At 55.7% G+C, this 19,623-nt stretch carries 12 protein-coding genes and 1 pseudogene; 6 read left to right on the top strand and 7 right to left on the bottom strand.

Annotated elements, in window-relative coordinates:
• The first annotated feature begins 149 nt into the window (after nucleotides 1-149).
• Nucleotides 150-1,913: a gamma-glutamyltransferase gene (ggt, locus tag AC6HVW_RS22220; RefSeq protein WP_071683028.1), complete on the top strand. Its 1,764-nt coding sequence runs from the start codon at nucleotides 150-152 to the stop codon at nucleotides 1,911-1,913.
• A gap of 46 nt (nucleotides 1,914-1,959) precedes the next feature.
• Here ggt and malZ read toward each other — a convergent pair whose 3' ends face one another.
• Nucleotides 1,960-3,783, bottom strand: coding sequence for a maltodextrin glucosidase (gene malZ / locus AC6HVW_RS22215; RefSeq protein WP_071683029.1), 1,824 nt, complete (start codon nucleotides 3,781-3,783; stop codon nucleotides 1,960-1,962).
• Between the two features lie 238 nt (nucleotides 3,784-4,021).
• Between malZ and AC6HVW_RS22210 the strand changes: the two genes are divergently transcribed.
• Complete coding sequence (locus tag AC6HVW_RS22210; RefSeq protein ID WP_021180206.1) at nucleotides 4,022-5,287, top strand: mechanosensitive ion channel family protein; 1,266 nt, start codon at nucleotides 4,022-4,024, stop codon at nucleotides 5,285-5,287.
• Between the two features lie 133 nt (nucleotides 5,288-5,420).
• The gene (locus AC6HVW_RS22205) at nucleotides 5,421-5,696 is read left to right on the top strand and encodes a hypothetical protein (protein WP_071683030.1); all 276 of its coding nucleotides are present in this window, start codon (nucleotides 5,421-5,423) and stop codon (nucleotides 5,694-5,696) included.
• A 564-nt stretch (nucleotides 5,697-6,260) separates the two neighbouring features.
• On the opposite strand, the gene proY is transcribed toward AC6HVW_RS22205, so the two are convergent.
• From proY to phoB, 6 genes and pseudogenes are all read right to left on the bottom strand, one after another.
• A complete protein-coding gene (gene proY, locus AC6HVW_RS22200; protein WP_071683031.1) occupies nucleotides 6,261-7,658 on the bottom strand; it encodes a proline-specific permease ProY in 1,398 nt (465 codons plus the stop codon).
• A 73-nt stretch (nucleotides 7,659-7,731) separates the two neighbouring features.
• Nucleotides 7,732-9,051, bottom strand: a complete 1,320-nt coding sequence (gene brnQ, locus AC6HVW_RS22195) for a branched-chain amino acid transport system II carrier protein (protein ID WP_497569668.1) — start codon at nucleotides 9,049-9,051, stop codon at nucleotides 7,732-7,734.
• A gap of 498 nt (nucleotides 9,052-9,549) precedes the next feature.
• Nucleotides 9,550-10,653 (bottom strand): annotated as a pseudogene (locus AC6HVW_RS22190) (cobalamin-independent methionine synthase II family protein).
• Nucleotides 10,654-10,841: 188 nt separating this feature from the next.
• Nucleotides 10,842-11,780 carry a PstS family phosphate ABC transporter substrate-binding protein gene (locus AC6HVW_RS22185; RefSeq protein WP_071683033.1) on the bottom strand — a complete coding sequence of 313 codons (939 nt, stop codon included), beginning with the start codon at nucleotides 11,778-11,780 and terminating at the stop codon, nucleotides 10,842-10,844.
• Nucleotides 11,781-11,793: 13 nt separating this feature from the next.
• A complete protein-coding gene (gene phoR / locus AC6HVW_RS22180) occupies nucleotides 11,794-13,110 on the bottom strand; it encodes a phosphate regulon sensor histidine kinase PhoR (protein ID WP_186486895.1) in 1,317 nt (438 codons plus the stop codon).
• Nucleotides 13,111-13,134: 24 nt separating this feature from the next.
• Nucleotides 13,135-13,824, bottom strand: a complete 690-nt coding sequence (gene phoB, locus AC6HVW_RS22175; protein ID WP_021180214.1) for a phosphate response regulator transcription factor PhoB — start codon at nucleotides 13,822-13,824, stop codon at nucleotides 13,135-13,137.
• A 224-nt stretch (nucleotides 13,825-14,048) separates the two neighbouring features.
• On the opposite strand from phoB, the gene sbcD reads away from it, so the two are divergent.
• The 3 genes from sbcD to licT all read left to right on the top strand — a co-directional run bounded on the left by sbcD (nucleotide 14,049) and on the right by licT (nucleotide 19,590).
• Nucleotides 14,049-15,278 carry an exonuclease subunit SbcD gene (gene sbcD, locus AC6HVW_RS22170; RefSeq protein WP_071683035.1) on the top strand — a complete coding sequence of 410 codons (1,230 nt, stop codon included), beginning with the start codon at nucleotides 14,049-14,051 and terminating at the stop codon, nucleotides 15,276-15,278.
• Nucleotides 15,275-18,526, top strand: a complete 3,252-nt coding sequence (sbcC, locus tag AC6HVW_RS22165; RefSeq protein ID WP_071683036.1) for an exonuclease subunit SbcC — start codon at nucleotides 15,275-15,277, stop codon at nucleotides 18,524-18,526. Before sbcD ends, sbcC begins: the two co-directional genes overlap by 4 nt.
• A 206-nt stretch (nucleotides 18,527-18,732) precedes the next feature.
• Nucleotides 18,733-19,590 (top strand): BglG family transcription antiterminator LicT, encoded by an 858-nt coding sequence (gene licT, locus AC6HVW_RS22160; protein ID WP_024483904.1) that lies wholly within the window; start codon nucleotides 18,733-18,735, stop codon nucleotides 19,588-19,590.
• The last annotated feature ends 33 nt before the right edge of the window (nucleotides 19,591-19,623 follow it).

Below are 19,623 nucleotides of genomic sequence, written 5' to 3'. Positions count from 1 at the left end.
CTCCGGTGCAATATTCCCCTGTTTCGCTTCACATTTTTCACTCTACCGACCGCCGCATTGCCTATTCGTAGCTACTCTTCATAGGTTGGCCTGCGCTTTGCAGCACCTGCGGGACAAATAATAAAACAGGGATCAACACAGGAGTCGTTATGTTTTTACAAAAATGGAGTCAACCGCTGACCTTGGCAGCCTTGCTGATCAGCAGCCAACTGTATGCCGCATCAACCCCGGCGGTGGAAGCGCAAAATGGTATGGTGGTCACCTCGCAGCATCTGGCCTCACAGGTCGGCGTAGATATTCTCAAGATGGGGGGCAACGCAGTGGATGCGGCGGTCGCGGTCGGCTATGCCCAGGCGGTGGTTAACCCCTGCTGTGGCAATATCGGCGGCGGCGGTTTCATGACCCTGCACCTGGCCGATGGCACCGATACCTTTATCAACTTCCGTGAAACCGCTCCGGCGGCGGCCAGTGCCGATATGTATCTGGATGCGCAAGGCAAGGTGAAAAAAGACGCCAGCCTGTACGGTTATCTGGCCGCTGGCGTGCCGGGAACGGTGCTGGGGATGGAGACCGCACGTAAAAAGTACGGCAAGCTGAGCCGTGAACAGGTGATGGAACCGGCTATCAGGCTGGCCCGTGAGGGCTTTATCCTGACGCGGGCCGATACCGATATTCTCGACACCACCGTCGCACGCTTCAAGCAAGACCCGGAGTCGGCCAAAATCTTCCTGCGTAAAGACGGTTCTGCGCTGCAACCGGGCGATCGCCTGGTGCAAACCGACTTGGCTAACACGCTGGAAGCCATTGCCAAAGAAGGCCCCTCCGCATTCTATCAGGGCAAAATCCCGCAGGCGGTTGAAGCCGCCGCCAAACAGGGGGGAGGCATCCTCACCGCCGCCGACTTCGCCAACTACAAAGTGACCGAGGCTACGCCGATCACCTGTAGCTATCGCGGTTATAAATTCGTCTCTGCACCACCACCTAGCTCCGGTGGCGTAACATTGTGCGAAATCCTCAATATCGTTGAGGGTTACGATCTGAAAAGCATGGGCTTTAACTCGGCTGCGACGATCCATACCATGACCGAGGCGATGCGCCATGCCTATATGGACCGCAATACCTATCTCGGCGACCCCGAGTTTATCAAGAATCCGATCGATCGGCTGGTGAGCAAAAGCTACGCCGATGAGATCCGCAAGAAAATCGTCGCCAATCAGGCTACACCTTCTGTCAATGTACAACCGGGGATGGAACCGCACGAAAAGCCGGAAACCACCCACTATTCGATTGTCGATCATGAAGGGAATGCGGTATCGACGACCTATACCGTCAACGGCCGTTTTGGTGCCGTGGTGATCGCACCGGGTACCGGCTTCTTCCTTAACGATGAAATGGATGACTTTACCGTCAAGGTTGGCGAGAAAAACCTCTATGGTTTGGTGCAGGGCACAGCCAACGCCATCGCCCCCGGTAAGCGCCCACTATCCTCCATGAGCCCTACGCTGGTGACCAAAGACAACAAAATCTTTATGGTACTCGGCTCGCCAGGCGGTTCACGCATCATTACCATCACGCTGCAGACCGCGCTGAACGTGATCGATCATGGCATGGCGCCGCAGGAAGCGGTGGATGCGCCGAGGATCCATCATCAATGGTTGCCGGATGAGGTCTATTACGAGCAGCGCGGTGTCTCTGCCGATACGCTGAAAATCCTCAAAGAGATGGGCTACAAGATGGTTGAGCAAACCCCTTGGGGCGCTGCGGAGCTGATTCTGGTGGGATTACCGGGTGCAGCGGGTGTCAGCCCGGCCAACTCGGGTAACGACTCTGCCGTTTCTGGACGCGTACGTGAGGGCTACCTGTACGGAGCCAACGACGTACGCCGCCCGGCAGGATCTGCAGTGGGATACTGAGGGATCTGGTTTACCCGCCAATTGGCGGGTAAACCTTTAGCCAACTTTAGCTACGTAGCCGCCACACGCTGGCCGACTCGGCTGCTAGCTGCAACCGCAGGCCACCTTCCTGTGCAACAAGTTCGCCTTCCCCTTCCACAAGCTGCCATTTCCCCTCTCGCAACAGCGGGCTATAAGGCAGTTCGACTTCTCCGCTATCACTACGCTGCAACGCCACCAGCACCTGCTCCCGCTGGTAAGTACGCACAAACACCAGCGTCTCCCCCTGCGCATACAGCACCTGGCAGCCGCCACGGCGTAACGCCTTGCTCTGCTTACGCAGTGCCGTCATGCGGCTGAACAAGGCCAACAGCGGCCGATCCCATTGGCTTTCGTCCCAAGGGAACGTCTTGCGGCAGAAGGGATCGTTGCCGCCATCCAGACCAATTTCATCACCGTAATACAGGCAAGGCACGCCGATCCACGCCAGCAGCCACACCGCCGCCATCTGCATCCGGCGTGGATTGTTATCCAGCAAGGTCAAGAAACGCGCCGTGTCGTGGCTATCCAACTGATTGAACTGGATCAGTTGGCGGTTATGGGGCAATCCGGCCCGGTAACCATCCATCCACTGCGCACAGTCTGCCGCATCCAGCAGTACCGGATGATAAGCCACGTCGACACCGGCCAAAAACGCCCTAAGCGGCAAGGCAAAACCCATATAGTTCATGGCAGCGTCTTCAACTCCGGCATGCAGCCAGCGGCGCGCGTCGCCAAAATGTTCGCCCAGCACATAGGCATCTGGGTTCTCTTGCTTGATTGCCTGATACATTCCGGCCAGGTGATGAAGGTTCCCCGCTGCACCGCCGTTTTCCCCCAGCATATGCACCACGTCCAAGCGCCAGCCGTCGATGCTGTACGGTGGGCGTAACCAATGGCGTACCACGCTGTTGTCCGCCCGATAAATAGTATCGACCACCTGCGGTTCGGCAAAGTTGAGCTTGGGCAGATTGGTATTACCCTTCCAGCTCAGCACGTTACCATCCGGATAGAAGTTGAACCAGCCACGATAAGGCGAATCGGGATGATGGCATGCACCATCCTCTGCCTGTTGATAACGATCGAACCACGGATGGGAATCTCCGGTGTGGTTAAATACGCCGTCCAGCACCAGTTTCATTCCCACCTTGTGAGTGCTTACTCGCAAACGCAGCAAGGCATCATTACCGCCGAAGTAGGGATCGACCTGATAGTAATCTTCGGTATCGTACTTATGGACGCTGGGTGAGGTGAATATCGGGTTCAGATACAGGGCGGTGACGCCAAGCCGCTGCAAGTAGGGCAGCTTCTCGCTGATGCCATCCAGATCGCCACCGTAAAAGGTCGAGGCAGCATGCTCATCTGCCAACGGGTGTTGCCAGTCACGACGTATCACGTCACTTCCGGCAGCATGATGGTGATAACTGCCATTCTGGATACCATGCTCCCCACCGCTGCTGGCAAAGCGATCGGGGAAGATCTGATAAAACACCTGATCGGCTACCCAACCTGGGCTGCTATCCGGCTCATCCACGGCAAACTGAGCCAGTTGCCCCGGCGGGGTCAGCGACCAGCCCTGCGGGCCAAACCACTGCTGACGATCGGCCCATAGCAGTTTAAAACAGTAGCGCCGTACCGGCTCCCCTTCGTGCAGCGTCAGGCTAGCCTGGTAGCGCCACAGCCCGTCTACCGCCTTCGGCTTCATGATCAACAGCCACTCTTCATTGTCCGGCTCGACGCGTAGAAAGACCTGTTCGGGCAACTCGTCACTTTGTAACCACAAAGCGATCTCCAGACGCTGCCCCTTATTCACCACGAAAGGTGGAACCGGCTGATGCCAGGCATTTAGCATGAATTTTCTCCTGATGTAGCAAACCCAATCGACGACGAATGCAATGCCACGCACCATGCCACGTTGAGCACCGTTCTCCCTCATCTTTGAGTGATAAACTCGGGGATGAGCCGAGGGGTGGAGATGCTGATTTACAATGTAAAAGTGGGTAAACAGACACATATCATGCCCGATAACCTTTAGGCTAACGGGTTTTAGATTTATTGGATGTTTTTTAAGTACTTTGGAGGGAGCTAGCATGCAACAACAAATAAGGCACTGGTTGGAAAGTATTGGGCTGGAATTCACCGACATGATGTCACTGGCGATGGTGCTTGGGCTGATTGCACTGATTTCCGTGGTGATCCATCTGGTGCTGCACCGCGTGGTGCTGACCGCTATCCAGCGCCGTGGCCAGCATTCACAGCATCTCTGGCAGCAGGCCATCACCCAGCATAAACTCTTCCAGCGCGCCGCCCTGCTGCTGCAAGGGGTGATCATCAACGTGCAGGCGGTACTGTGGCTGCATAATGGCAGCCAGACTCAGGCAATTATCGTTACTGCGGCGCAGGTGTGGATCCTGTTATTCTCCCTGCTGACGTTGTTCTCACTGCTCGACACGCTGTTGACTCTGATGCGCCAAAGCCAGCTTGCCAATCAGCTCCCGCTGCGTGGCATCTTCCAGGGCGTGAAACTGGTCGCCGCGATCTTTATTGGCATCATGATCATCTCACTGCTGATGGGCCGCTCACCGCTGCTGTTACTCAGCGGTTTGGGAGCCATGACGGCCGTCTTGATGTTAGTGTTTAAAGATCCCATTCTCGGCCTGGTCGCCGGGATCCAGCTTTCCGCCAACGATATGTTGAAAATCGGCGATTGGCTGGAGATGCCTAAATACGGTGCCGATGGCGCGGTGACCGACATCGGCTTGACCACGGTCAAGGTCAGAAACTGGGACAACACCGTCACCACCATTCCCACCTACGCACTGATCTCTGATTCGTTCAAGAACTGGCGTTCAATGTCTGAATCCGGTGGCCGCCGCATCAAGCGCAGCATCAATATCGACACCACCAGCGTCCACTTCCTGACGTCAGAGGAGCAGGAACGCCTCAACCGTAACCCCCTGTTGCAACGCTATCTGAACGATAAAACCCAGGAGCTGGGTAAGTACAATCAACAGAGCGAGGTGGATCTCAGTTCGCCGCTCAACGGCCGCCGCCTGACTAATGTCGGTACTTTGCGTGCCTATTTGGTGGCTTATTTACGTTCGCACCCGGGGATCCACCAGAATATGACGCTGATGGTGCGCCAATTGGCCCCAACGCCGGAAGGGTTACCGCTGGAGATTTACGCCTTTACCAACACCACTGTGTGGGCAGAGTACGAAGGAATTCAATCGGATATCTTCGATCATCTGCTGGCGGTGATCGGCGAATTCGATCTGCGCATCCATCAGACGCCAAGCAGCAACGACATGCGCAGCATGCTGGCAAACCTGCAGCCCGCGCCCAACAATCCCTAACCTAGCCTGACGAAATTATTTCTGTTGGTAATTATCTTCAACCGATTGCCAACAGATATCTCCTCTGACTTTCTTTCTGCCACCGAATGGCTATTAATACTCACACGCCATTTTACCGTTCGGAGCAGGCATCTTGTTAACATCGTCAAAACACCGTCTGATCACCCTATTTGCCACGCTGATATTTGCTGGCTATCTGCACAGCGCCACGCTGGACGAAAGCCAGATGAGCCGCACATTGCAACCGGCGCTCAGTGCCTTGAGCAGCAATATGATGGATATTCGTGAAGCACTGGCGCGCTGTGTCAGAGAAGGGAAGGAAGAACGGTTATGCGAAAGCAACCTGGTGATGGAGGCCAGAGCCGCCGGTGATGGCGATACGGAAGAGGAAAACACACTAATACGGTAGTGAGGAGCGTTGGCTTCAATATTAAGCCCCTCACCCTAACCCTCTCCCACAGGGAGAGGGGACCGATCGAGTGCGTTGAATGCTTTGCGTAATACCTTGCCTTTCTTGTTCTTCCCCCTCTGATTTCCGAAACTGCACGGGCTAACTACACGCTCCGGGCAGCTCCCTCTCTGTGGGCTGAGGAATCCCCATAAAAATTGAGACGAGAAATAGGCTGTTTTTTTACCCACAAACGGACTAAAAAATAGCCTCAAGCAGACAAGAAGAAGTGGTTCGTCATTCTCTCACTGCCAATTTACGAACAAAATGGAACAGATTGATCGTAAAACACTCGCTCTAATTCTCTGAAACCACTAAGAAAAAATTAGTGGGGATACCTCAGCCCACAGGGAGAGGGGACCGATCGAGTGGGCCTGAAAATGCGGTGATGCACCTTGGATGAGAAGACTCGCTGATTTTTCTGCGTAATGCCTTTACTCCCCTGTTTCCGAAGCAGCACGAACCAATCAAGTGCTCCGGGCAGCTCCCTCTCCCTGTGGGAGAGGGTTGGGGTGAGGGGCAATCTTACTGTGTCAATACGGCTCGCTTTTTCTGGCGGTTCACCTTGATGTAGTAGCCCAGCAGCAGCACCGCGACCCACACCAGCCCGGCATACAGGGAAATACGCGTCGTTGGGAAGTAACCGATCAGGCCGATGATAAACACCAGGAAGATGATGGCAACCACCGAGGTGAATACCCCACCGCGTAGTGGGAACGCCAGCTTACTGACCTGATCCTTGCTCAAGCTGCGGCGGAAAGCGATCTGCGAGAACAGGATCATGATCCACACCCACACGGTGGCAAAGGTCGCCAGTGAGGCAATCACCAGGAACACGCTTTCCGGCATGATGTAGTTGAGATACACGGCGATCAGCATGGCCGCCATCATCACTACCACCGTCACCCACGGAATACCGCGTTTGGAAATTTTGCTGAATACCTGCGGGGCATGCCCCTGCTCTGCCAGGCCATGCATCATACGGCCAACGCCGAACACGTCGCTGTTAATCGCCGACAGTGAGGCGGTGATCACTACGAAGTTAAGAATACCAGCAGCAATGGTGATCCCCATATGCTGGAAGGTCAGCACAAACGGGCTACCGTTGGTCCCCACCTGGTTCCACGGATAGATGGACATGATGACGAACAGCGTCCCGACGTAGAACACCAGGATACGCCAAGGCACCGAGTTGATGGCCTTAGGGATCGACACTTTAGGATCTTTGGCTTCACCGGCGGTAATGCCAATGATTTCAATCCCACCGTAGGCAAACATCACCAGTTGTAGCGACAGGATCATGCCAATAAAGCCGTTACTGAAGAAGCCGCCGTTGACCCACAGGTTATGTATCCCGGTCGGTTGCCCTCCGTTGCCGATGCCCCAGAAGATGATGCCGATACCGGCGACGATCATGATGATAATGGTCGCCACCTTGAAGAACGAGAACCAGAACTCCAGCTCGCCGAACACCTTCACGCTCATCAGGTTGATGGCACCGATGATCAGCACCACGCTCAACACCCAGATCCAATGCGGCACTTCCGGGAACCAGACGCCCATGTAGATGCCGAAAGCCGTCACGTCGGCAATGGCAACGATCAAGATCTCAAAGCAATAGGTCCAACCGGTAATGTAACCTGCCATTGGGCCGAGATAATCCTGGGCATAGCGCGAGAACGAGCTGGCCTGCGGATTATTCACCGACATTTCGCCCAGTGCGCGCATGATGATAAAGGCAATGATACCGCCGATCAGGTAAGCCAGCAGGACGCTGGGGCCAGCCATTCTGATGGCCTCTGCGGAGCCGTAAAACAGACCGGTACCAATGGCCGAACCCAGGGCCATAAAACGAATGTGGCGCGTGCTGAGGCCACGCTTGAGCTTATTGGCTGGAGCTGCGGTGGGTGACTGTTGTTGCATGAAAATGACCCGTCTTAATTTAAACGTAAAAAAGCCACGGACAAGTCCGTGGCCTAAAATTCAGACCGTAGGTTTAAGGGTGAGCAGTCACTTGGCTGCGTGCAAAAACCCGATCATAAATCGCGACCAGTACCAGCATCAGCAGCGAAGGTGGCAACCATGCCAGCCCCTGCGCCGCCAGCGGCAGGTGATTGGTCCATTCTGGCATCAAATGCTGGAAGTTGGACGCTTTCACCGCATCAAGGATACCAAACAACAGGCTGACTAACATCACCGGCGCAACAATACGTGATGCACTGGTCCACCAACGCAGGGTGAAACTCAGCAGCACCAGCACGATGCAAGGTGGATAGATCGCAGTCAGCACCGGGATCGAAATCTGGATCAGGTGGCTCAGGCCGAGGTTGGAAACCACCATCGAGAACAGGCCGAGAATGAATACCAGCGTTTTGTATGAGAACGGCAGGTATTGCTCAAAGAACTCCGCACAGGCACAGGTCAGGCCCACCGCGGTCACCATACAGGCGATGAAGATCAGCGCCGCCAGGAAGAAGCTGCCCAGGCCACCGAAGGTATTTTGCACGTAGGCATGCAGCACTACCGCACCATTGGTGGCATCCGGCGTTAGCACGCCGCTGCCGGAGCCCAGTTTGAACAGGCTCAGGTAGACCAGCGTCAAGCCCACACCGGCGATCAAACCGGCCAGGATGGTATAACGGGTCAGCAGACCAGCGTCCTTCACCCCACGAGAACGTGCGGCGTTAACGATAACGATACCGAACACCATGGCGCCCAGCGTATCCATCGTCAGATAGCCGTTAACAAAACCGGAAGAAAACGGCACGGTTTGGTAGGCATCCACCGCCGGGATCGGCGTCCCAGCAGGCCACAACACTGCGGCAATCCCCAGCACGGCCAACGCCACAATCTTCAGCGGAGCCAGAATATGGCCCACGGTGTCAAGCAAGCGGCCCGGATAGAGCGAGATGCCAATCACCAGTGCGAAATAGACCAGGCTGTAGATAAACAGCGGCATGGCACCGTCACCGGTCAACGGCGCAATACCCACTTCAAAGGAAACGGTCGCGGTGCGCGGGGTGGCAAACAGCGGGCCAACGGAAAGGTAGCACACCGTTGCCAGTAGCAGACCAGCGCTACGGCCAATCGGTGAGCTTAATGCATCAACGCCGCCGCCAACGCGAGCCAAGGCAATCACGGTGAGAACAGGTAGACCCACGGCGGTGATCAGAAAACCAATTGCCGCGGTCCAGACGTGTTCGCCAGACTGCAAACCCACCATCGGCGGGAAGATGATGTTCCCGGCTCCGACGAATAAGGCAAAGGTCATAAAACCCAAAGCCAGAATATCTTTTGACGCTAAACGATGACTCATAATCTGTTGTGCTGCCTGTTGAAATAAAAAATTGCCGATAAGCATGGTGGCAAAAGTGCCCCACTTCGGTTCGGTTGCCGGCCTGCTCTCTCATCGTAATACTCATGGGCAACAGACAGCACGCAATAGCGGCGTCTGACCTTGATAAAGGCGAATACTCATGATGACGAGCAGATTTTTAGACGTTTTTTCCCGTGCTGAATCCCAGGTCGCAATCACCGCGGAATGCTGAGGAAAATGGAGGTTTAGTCCGGCAATAGGGGGATAGTTAAACGTTTATAGTGCCAAAAGGCAATACGCAGGACAGAAAGCAGAGTGATCGTCCAGATAATATTGCTCATCCAGTCGAACATAGGGGTTATCAATAAATATGCACTACATGATTTGTATTATTTTTGAGCACATCACTCACGAAATGTGAAACAAATGGTTACATAGTGCGTGAAAACACCAATAACCAAACACTAAACGCGTGTCATGTGCTCATTTTACTGGCGCTTACCAGACTGACGCTGCGATATTGACCACGCTACGCAGCTTATTCCACTGCTGCTGCTCACTCAGGCTGTTGCCCTCTTCGGTAGAGGCAAAGCCACACTGCGTGCTCAAGCATAGCTGTCTGATATCGACGAACTGCGTTGCTTCCTTGATACGTTGTTGCACCACCGCCGGATCTTCCAGCTCACCGGTCTTGGTGGTGATCAACCCTAGCACCACCTGCTGTTTGCCCGGCCTGATAAAACGCAGTGGCTCAAAACCGCCAGATCGTTCGTTATCATATTCCAGGAAGAAGGCATCAATATTGACCTGGCCAAACAGGATTTCCGCTACTGGCTCATAGCCGCCTTCCGAGATCCAGGTGGAACGGAAGTTACCACGACAAACGTGGAGACCAATGGTCAAATCATCCGGTTTTCCGGCAATGGCTTTATTCAGCACCTCTGCGTAGGTTCGGGCCAATTGCTCAGGATCTTCACCCCGCTCACGGATCTGGCGCTTCTGCTCGTCGGAGCACAGATAGGCCCAGACGGTATCATCGAGCTGCAGGTAGCGGCAGCCAGCGTCGTAAAAAGCTTTGATCGCATCGCGGTAGGTTTGTGCCAGATCGTCAAAGTAGCTATCCAGATCCGGATAAACCAGAGGGTCGATCGCCTTACGGCCACCACGGAAATGCAGCACGCTCGGGCTCGGGATGGTCATCTTCGGTACAGCATCACCGGCTACGCTTTTCAGAAAACGGAAATCCTCCAGCATCGGATGGTTGCTAAAACCCAGTTTGCCGGTCACCTTGATGCTGCGGGCTTTGGTTTGCACGCCGTTAAACTGAATGCCCTGCTCCACGTCGTAGCCTTCTACACCATCAAGCCCTTCAAGGAAGTCGAAGTGCCACCAGGCGCGACGGAACTCGCCATCTGTCACGACCTGTAAGCCGATCTCTTGCTGTTTGCCAACAATGTGGCGGATTTACTCGTTTTCTACTGCACGCAGATGAGCCGCGTCAATCTCACCATTCTGAAACTGCTGACGGGCCGTTTTCAGCGCCGCAGGGCGCAACAGGCTACCGACAACGTCGGCGTGAAAGGCATGGCTGGCTTTGGACATGTTCTGCTCCGATGATGCACTGAGGGCTAGCCGCCATCAGTTCCAATCATTGACAAGTTGAATTATTACGCCGGGTTACAAATAGACATCCAGACGTCTACACTGCTTGAGTGCATCCTTTCATGTCACCGGTCACCCGGCAATGGAGAAATTTTCATTGGTGTTGAATTAAATTCAAGTTGGCCGGACTAATCCAGCCCCAGGAGCGTACGGGTTTTGCGCAGCGTAGCCGGCGGCAGCGGCAGATAGCCGTCGTGATTTACCAGCTCCTGCCCCTGCGCAGACAGTACACGGTCGAGGAATGCCGCCGTCAGAGGTTCCAGCGGCTGGTTGGGAGCTTTGTTGATGTAGATATACAGGTAGCGCGCCAACGGATAGCTGCCGTTACGCACGTTGGTTTCGCTAGGTTCAACATAACGGTCACCCGTTTCTGCCAGGGGCAACAGCCGCACCCCGCTGGCACGAAAACCGATGCTGGCATAGCCAATGCCGTTTAACGATCCGGCCACCGCCTGCACCACCGAGGCCGACCCCGGCAGTTCATTCACCCGCGCCATAAAATCACCACCGCATAACGCACGCAGTTTGAAATACCCATAGGTACCCGAGGCGGAGTTGCGGCCAAAGCGTTGCAAGGCACGCTGCTGCCAGCCGCCCTGCAGCCCCAGCTCTCCCCAGCGGTTAATCGGCGTGTTTTCCCCGCAGCGGCGGGTAGCGGAAAAGATTTGATCCAGCTGTTGCAGATTCAACCCACGTAGCGGATTGTCCTGATGCACCAGCACCACCAGCGCATCAACCGCGACCGGCACCGCCAGCGGCGCATAGCCATAGCGGTGCTCAAATGCCGACACCTCCGCCGCCTTCATTGGCCGGCTCATTGGTCCAAGCTGTGCAGCTCCTGCCGCCAATGCGGTGGGTGCCGTCGAGGAACCGGCAGCCTGCAGTTGCAAGTTCACGTTGGGATAGTGCCGGCTGAAATCCTGCCCCCACAGCGCCATCAGGTTGGCCAGGGTGTCGGAACCTACGCTGGACAGGTTACCGGAAAGCATGCCGTCCGGTGCAGCCACGGCCCCGCGGCCAACCGACAACAGCAGGCAAAGCAGCAAAGCTTGGGTAAATCGATTCATGGCGGGCTACCTGTTAATTTTTCACCGCATTCTCTGCTAAAGCCGCGGGAACAATCAACCGGTTAGGCAAGGTAAAAATGAAACGGGTGCCGATGCCTGGCTCGCTGAGGATCTCCAGCCGCGAATCATGATGGCTGAGCGCATGCTTCACGATCGCCAACCCGAGTCCACTGCCGCCGGTCTGGCGCGAACGTGCTTTATCCACGCGATAGAAACGCTCGGTCAGGCGTGGGATATGCTCGGCACCGATGCCCGGCCCGTTATCGCTGACCTGGAACTGGGCCCCGTGCGGCGTCTGCTGCCAGCTCACTTCGATGTTGGTACCCGCCGGAGTATGGTTGACAGCGTTGTACACCAGATTGGAAACCGCGCTGCGCAGCTGATCCTCATTACCGAACACTTGCAGATTTTCATTCACCCGGAAATTGATCTGGTGATTACTACCGCTGAGCGATTGCGCCTCACGCTGCAATACCCGCAGCATTAACGGAATATCGACCTTCTCGTTCATATCCACGTTTGGCGCGGCCTCGATCCTGGAGAGCGTGAGCAACTGCTTTACCAACCCATCCATGCGTTTGGTCTGCTCTTGCATGGTGCCCAAGGCTTTGCCACGCAGCGAACCATCCAGCTCTTCATCGCTCATCATTTCCAGATAGCCTTGCAGCACCGTTAGCGGCGTACGTAGCTCATGACTGACGTTGGCAAAGAAGTTGCGTCTGGCCCCCTCCAGTTGACGCATCTGGGTCACATCACGTGCCACCATCAGCAGTTGGCCTTCGGAATACGGCATGATACGGAATTCGACAAAGTGCTCGTTATTCAGCTGTAACGTCAGCGGCCGGGTAAATTCTTGCTGTTGCAGATAATGGCTGAATTCCGGATAGCGCAGCAGGTTGAGAATGTGTTGGCCGTTATCTTCCGGCCAGCGAAAGCCCAGCAGATGCTGTGCCAGGCCGTTACACCAGAAGATATTGCCCTCAACGGTGGTCATCACCACCGCATCCGGTAAGGATTCGGCCCCGCTGCGAAAGCGTTTGATCAACAGCGCCAGCTCACGACGGCGGCGACGGTTACGCTGCTGCATCTGGTACAGACCATAGAACAGCGGCTCCCAGCTCCAGCGGCCCGGCGGCGGCGTCATGCTGCGGTCCACCCACAGCCAGTGGGAAAGTTTGAGTTGGTTATAGAAGTTCCAGGCCAGCGCGGCCAGCACCGAAACCAACAGCAGCCAGGGCAGATAACCGAAAATCAGCCCCAGCAATAAGGCAGGCAGGCAGAAAAGGGCCAGCTCCAGCGCCAGCCTCTTCCACGATAAACGTTCTAGCACGGTAACCTCTCCAGCGCAGTGCGATCAGTAGCGCGTTGAGAACCGATAACCGGTGCCGCGAACGGTTTGAACCATCTTGTCATGACCACTGGTCTCCAGCGCCTTACGCAGCCGGCGGATATGCACATCAACGGTGCGGTCTTCCACATAAACGTTAGTGCCCCAGACGTGATTAAGCAACTGTTCGCGGCTATAAACACGCTCCGGATGAGTCATAAAGAAGTGCAGCAGTTTGAACTCGGTCGGCCCCATCTCCAGCGCCTGCTCATTGGCCATCACCCGGTGCGAGGAAGGATCCAGGCTTAGCCCCTGCATTTCAATCACTTCTTCTACTGCCATCGGTGAAATACGGCGCATCACCGCCTTGATACGTGCCACCAACTCCTTGGGCGAGAAAGGTTTGGTGATGTAATCATCCGCGCCAACCTCCAGGCCACGTACCCGATCTTCTTCTTCACCGCGCGCGGTCAGCATCATCACCGGGATGTCCCGGGTCATCGCCTCGCGCTTCATATGCTTGATAAACTGAATGCCGGATCCCCCCGGTAACATCCAGTCCAGTAACACCAAATCAGGGAACGGCTCAGACAGGCGCGTGACGGCACTGTCATAATCCTCGGCTTCCAACGGTTGGTAACCATTCTGTTCCAACACAAAGCACACCATCTCACGGATCGGCGCTTCGTCTTCCACCACCAGTATGCGTCTTGCCATCGTCAATCCTGCCAATGTGTTAGCGATCTCAGTTGATTGCGGTCGCCATTATGCGTCAGTTTTGTGACACTTTTATGAAAAAAAAGCCCCATTAATGGCAGTAAGCATAGCGATTATTTCTGACGGCAAACAAAAATCATTCGGCTCCCTGCTTGATTGAGCCACGACAGGAGAGATCCCCCCCTTTATAATCGTCGCCATTATGTTGTCGCCCTGGGAGTTTTATGCGCCTGATCCATACCTCCGACTGGCATTTGGGCCAGTACTTTTTCACCAAAAGCCGCGCCGCCGAGCATCAGGCCTTCTTAGGTTGGCTGATCGAACAGGTGGAACAGCAGCGGGTGGATGCGCTGATCGTCGCAGGCGATTTGTTCGATACCGGCTCCCCACCCAGCTACGCCCGCGAGCTGTACAACCGCTTTGTGGTGGAGCTGCAACGCACCGGCTGCCAACTGGTAGTGCTGGGCGGCAACCACGACTCCGTAGCCACGCTGAATGAATCGCGTGAGCTGCTTTCCTGCCTGAACACCACCGTGATTGCCAACGCGCAAAGCGAGCTTGAGCAGCAAATCGTGGTGCTCAACCAGCTTGATGGCCAACCTGGTGCGGTGCTCTGCGCCATCCCGTTCCTGCGCCCACGGGATCTGCTCACCAGCCGCGCCGGTGAGTCTGGCAACCAAAAGCAGCAGGCCCTGCAAGAAGCCATCGCCGAGCATTACCAAAACCTGTATCAGGCAGCTTGTGCGCGCCGTGATGCGTTGGGTTTGCCACTGCCGATCGTCGCCACTGGCCATTTAACCACAGTAGGCGTCACCACCTCGGATTCGGTACGGGATATCTATATCGGCACGCTGGACGCTTTCCCGGCTCAAGCGTTCCCTCCTGCCGATTACATTGCGTTGGGGCATATCCATCGTGCGCAGAACGTCGCCAAATCCGAGCACATCCGCTACAGCGGCTCGCCAATCCCACTGAGCTTTGACGAGTTAGGCAAAGCCAAAAGCGTGTTTATGGTCGATTTTGCCGACGGAGCATTGCAACAGATCACGCCACTGGAGATCCCAACCTTCCAGCCCATGCAGCTGATCAAAGGTAATTTGCAGCAAATCGAGGCGCAATTACAGCAGTTTGCCGATTATCAGGGCGAACTTCCGGTTTGGCTGGATATCGAAGTGGCCACCCAGGATTACCTCAGCGATATTCAGCGCCGCATCCAACAGTTGGCGGAAGATTTACCGGTTGAAGTGGTGCTGCTGCGACGCAGTAAAGAGCAACGTAGCCAGACCATTGCCCAGCAGGATAAAGAAACCTTGAATGAATTAAGCGTGGGCGAAGTCTTCGAGCGCCGGTTGGCGTTGGAAGCCGAGATGGCCGAACCGCGCCAACAACAGATGCGGCAGATGTTCCAGCAGGTGGTAGAAACCTTGCATCACCATGAGGAGCCATCAGCATGAAGATCCTGAGCCTAAGGCTGAAAAACCTGAACTCGCTACAGGGCGAGTGGAAAATCGACTTCACGGCGGAACCCTTCGCCAGCAACGGCCTGTTTGCCATTACCGGCCCCACCGGAGCGGGTAAAACCACCCTGCTGGACGCCATCTGCCTGGCCCTCTATCACCAGACACCACGCCTGGAAGTCAGTGCCAGCCAGAATGAATTGATGACCCGCCACACCGCCGAATCGCTGGCCGAAGTGGAGTTTGAGGTCAAAGGCGTCGGCTATCGCGCCTTCTGGAGCCAACGCCGGGCGAAAAACGATCCGGACGGCAACCTGCAGGCTCCCAAGGTGGAGCTGGCACTGCGGGCAGACGGCAAAATCCTGGCGGATAAAATTTCCGATAAAAAAGAGCTGATTGCCGCGATCACCGGGCTGGATTTCGGCCGCTTCACCAAATCGATGATGCTGTCACAGGGCCAGTTCGCCGCCTTCCTGAACGCCAAGGCCAACGAACGTGCCGAACTGTTGGAAGAACTGACCGGCACCGAAATTTATGGACGGCTATCGGCACAGGTATTCGAACAGCACAAACAGGCGAAAAGCGATCTGGACGCTTTGCACCACCGTGCCAGTGGGATTGAACTGCTTAATGATGAGCAGCGCCAGGCGTTGGAAAACCAGCTCAACGAGCTCGGCGCTGAAGAGCAACTTCTCAGCCAACAATCACAGCGGCAACAACATCAGTTGAGCTGGCTGCAACGCTGGCACGCCATCCAGCAACAGACCCAGGATTATCAGCAACAGCTGTCTGGCGTGCAGCAGGAGTATCAACTGGCCGAACCGCAGTTGCAGCAATTAGCTCGCAGTGAGCCCGCCGAGAAACTGCGCCCGTTGCTCAATGAGCGTAATCGTTGTCAGCAAGAACATTTGGCGCTGCAACGGCAGATCGAATTGTTGGCAAAACAGCAACAGCAGCAATTAGCCGAACTGACCCCGTTACAACAGCAGTTGGAGCAGGCGCAAAAGGCCAGGCAGGCTCAGGCGGAACATCAGCAACAGCAGCAGACGCTGATGGATGACAAGGTGTTGCCGCTCGATCATCAGATTGCTCAGTTACAAAACCAACTGGCAGAAGCGCATAAACAGCATGCAGAGAGCCAACAGCAGAGCGATGAGCTGCGGCGTACGCTGGAACAACTCACCGAAAGACGCGGCCAACTGGCTACCCTGGCGGGTCAATATCAGACCAGGCAGCTTGAACTCACGGCGGCGCTGGATAGCCAACTCCAGCAGCAAGCCACGTTAGAGGCGCAATCCCCTCTGGAGAAACTGCGTCACCGCCAGGCCGAACTGAGTGGCTTGCGCCCGGTTCGCCAACAGTTGTCGAAACTGACCTTACTGTTCCAGCAGAGCCAGCAGCGCCTTGAGCAACAGCGGCTCGAATTCACTTCGCGCCAAAAACAGCTGACCGAAGTAGAAACCCAGCTCGATGCGGTGCGCCAGCAGTATAAACAGCAAAAAGCGCACCTGACAGACGTTGAGAAGACACTCGAACTGGAAAAACGCATCGTCAGTCTGGAAGCCGAACGGGCGCGTCTGCAAACCGATGCCCCCTGCCCGCTGTGCGGCTCCACGCACCATCCGGCGATCGAGCAATATCAGGCTGTCAAACCGTCAGAAACGGAGCAGCGCGTCGCTCAATTGCGCGCCCAAACCGAAGAGCTGCACACTAAAGGAACAGAGCTGCGTGCACGCAGTGAAAGCCTGAAAGAGCAGCAGCAACGCTTGCAAACACAGTTGAACCAGGAACTCGAGCAGCAGGAAAGCTATCTGCAAAACTGGCAAACCCTCAGCGCGCCCTTGGCCTTCGACTTTACGCTGCAAGACAGCGCCCGGTTAACCGCTTGGCTGGAGGCTTGCGATAGTGAGGAACAGGCCGGTCAGCAACTGCTGTTGCAACACGAACGGCTCGCCAAGGCCGTGCAACTGGCGAAGGATGCCCTGAATGCCCTGCAAACCGAACAGCAGAGTTCGCAACAGGAAGCGGCAAGGTTGAATGAGCGCTTTGAACTGCTGCAGAAAAACCAGCAGGAAACTCAACGCCAATTGGCGCAGTGGCAACAGCAGTGCCTGACGAATGAAACTCAGCTGCTGGCACAGCGTAACGAACGCATCGCGCTGTTTGGTGAGCGAACGGTGGTTGAAGCCCGTGAGCAGCTACGCACGGCACAAATCGCCGCAGAGCACGCCTTGCAGCAGGCCACGGAGCAATTGCACAAAGCGCAGGAGCAGCGCGATCGCCTGGCTGGCCAGTGGGTCGGTTTGCAGCAACAGCAACAACAGCAAGCCGAACGGGGGCAACAGGCCGAACAGCAATGGCAGCAGGCCCTGGCCAGCAGCACCTTCGATGATGAGGCCGCATTCAACGCCGCGCTGCTGGATGACGACGTACGCCAGCGCTTACAGCAGCACAAAGAGCAGTTGCAGGAGCGTCAGGTGCGGGCCACAACGCTGTTGGCGCAGGCCGTACAAGCTCTGGAACAGCACCGTCTGGAACGCCCTGCGGATCTGGATGAAAACCAGGTCAATATTGAGCAACTCACCACCGCGCTCAGCGAACTGGCAGAGCGGCTGAAAACATTACAGCTGCGCCAGGGCGAGGTACGTAACCAACTGAGCAGCGATGCCGAGCGCCGCCTGAATCAACAGTCCCTGTTCGAACAGATCGCCCAAAGCCAGCAGCAGTACGACGACTGGAGCCTGCTCAACCAGCTTATCGGTTCCAAAGAGGGCGACAAGTTCCGCAAGTTCGCTCAGGGCCTGACCCTGGATCATCTGGTGTACCTGGCCAACAACCAGCTTGGCCGCCTGCACGGGCGCTATCTGTTGCAGCGCAAAACCAGTGATGCGCTGGAGCTACAGGTAGTAGATACCTGGCAGGCAGATGCTCTGCGCGATACCCGTACCCTTTCCGGCGGTGAAAGCTTCCTGGTGAGTCTGGCGCTAGCGCTGGCCTTGTCCGATCTGGTCAGCCACAAGACCAGCATCGATTCGCTGTTCCTGGATGAGGGCTTCGGCACGCTGGACGCCGAGACGCTGGATACCGCGCTAGACGCCTTGGACAGCCTTAACGCCACCGGCAAAACCATCGGTGTGATCAGCCACGTTGAGGCAATGAAGGAGCGCATCCCGGTGCAGATTAAGGTGAAAAAGGTCAATGGCCTGGGGGTCAGCCGACTGGACGCGCAGTTTCGCATCGAATGACCGCGACTGAGGTTTACGTCAAGAGGTAACTACGGCCAGAAGTGTGATCGCGGCGACAGTACAGGCTGAAAAGCATTGAGCCAGAGCCGACAACGGTTATCATGATAATGATTACAGGATTGTCACTGTGCATACAGGCAAAACCTGACCTCCGGGATCGCTCCTGGACGTCGGGTTTTTTCGTTTTCAGCGGGCCGGGAATAGCCATGAAAATCGCTAAAATACTCAATAATAACGTAGTGATTACGCTGAATGACCATCAGGAAGAAACGGTGGTTATGGGGCGTGGCATTGGCTTTCAAAAGAAAGCCGGGGAAAGTGTGGATGAAAGCCTGATCGAAAAGGTGTTCACCCTCAACAGCGGCGAAATGAGCGAACGTTACAAAGAACTGCTGGCGGAGATCCCTCTGGCGTGCGTGACCACCGCGGACAAGATCATCACCCTCGCCCGCGAGCGGCTGCCGGGGAAACTGCATAACATTGTCTACATCACGCTGACCGACCATATCCATTTTGCGCTGCAACGCCACGCGCAAGGGTTGGATATCAAGAACGCGCTGCTGTGGGAGATTAAAAAACTCTATCCAAACGAGTTTGCCATTGGGTTGGAGGCGCTGACCATCATCGCCCAGCGCCTGGAAACCACGCTGCCGGAAGACGAGGCTGGGTTTATCGCTTTGCACCTGGTCAACGCGCAGCTCAATGACGAAATGCACAACACCCTGCATATCACCCGCGTGATGCAGGAGATCCTCAATATCGTCAAATACCATTTCCGTTTTGACTACAACGAGGAATCGCTCAGCTACCATCGCTTTGTCACCCACCTGAAATTCTTTGCCCAGCGCCTGTTAGGCAAGAATTACGTCAACAGCGAGGACGATTCGCTGTATCAGGTGGTGAAGGAGAAATACCGCGAGTCATTCGCCTGTGCCGGCAAGATCAACCAGCACATCGAGAAGAGCTACCAGCATCAGCTGACCAGCGAAGAGATGCTGTTTCTGACCATCCATATCGAGCGGGTACGCAGCGAAAGCGAAAAGGATTACACGCCGAAGGAGTGAGGCTGGGGATCACAACGGGCACTGCATGCAGTG

Source organism: Serratia sp. NCCP-200, assembly GCF_059697885.1.
The sequence above is the reverse complement of the archived record's forward strand: the minus strand, read 5'-3'. Positions and strand labels throughout refer to the sequence as shown.

Excerpts from the sequence above, each read along its gene's own strand:
- ggt (WP_071683028.1), top strand. The coding sequence starts at position 150 with ATGTTTTTACAAAAATGGAGTCAACCGCTGACCTTGGCAGCCTTGCTG.
- malZ (WP_071683029.1), bottom strand. The coding sequence starts at position 3,783 with ATGCTAAATGCCTGGCATCAGCCGGTTCCACCTTTCGTGGTGAATAAG.
- AC6HVW_RS22210 (WP_021180206.1), top strand. The coding sequence starts at position 4,022 with ATGCAACAACAAATAAGGCACTGGTTGGAAAGTATTGGGCTGGAATTC.
- proY (WP_071683031.1), bottom strand. The coding sequence starts at position 7,658 with ATGCAACAACAGTCACCCACCGCAGCTCCAGCCAATAAGCTCAAGCGT.
- brnQ (WP_497569668.1), bottom strand. The coding sequence starts at position 9,051 with ATGAGTCATCGTTTAGCGTCAAAAGATATTCTGGCTTTGGGTTTTATG.
- AC6HVW_RS22185 (WP_071683033.1), bottom strand. The coding sequence starts at position 11,780 with ATGAATCGATTTACCCAAGCTTTGCTGCTTTGCCTGCTGTTGTCGGTT.
- phoB (WP_021180214.1), bottom strand. The coding sequence starts at position 13,824 with ATGGCAAGACGCATACTGGTGGTGGAAGACGAAGCGCCGATCCGTGAG.
- sbcD (WP_071683035.1), top strand. The coding sequence starts at position 14,049 with ATGCGCCTGATCCATACCTCCGACTGGCATTTGGGCCAGTACTTTTTC.
- sbcC (WP_071683036.1), top strand. The coding sequence starts at position 15,275 with ATGAAGATCCTGAGCCTAAGGCTGAAAAACCTGAACTCGCTACAGGGC.
- licT (WP_024483904.1), top strand. The coding sequence starts at position 18,733 with ATGAAAATCGCTAAAATACTCAATAATAACGTAGTGATTACGCTGAAT.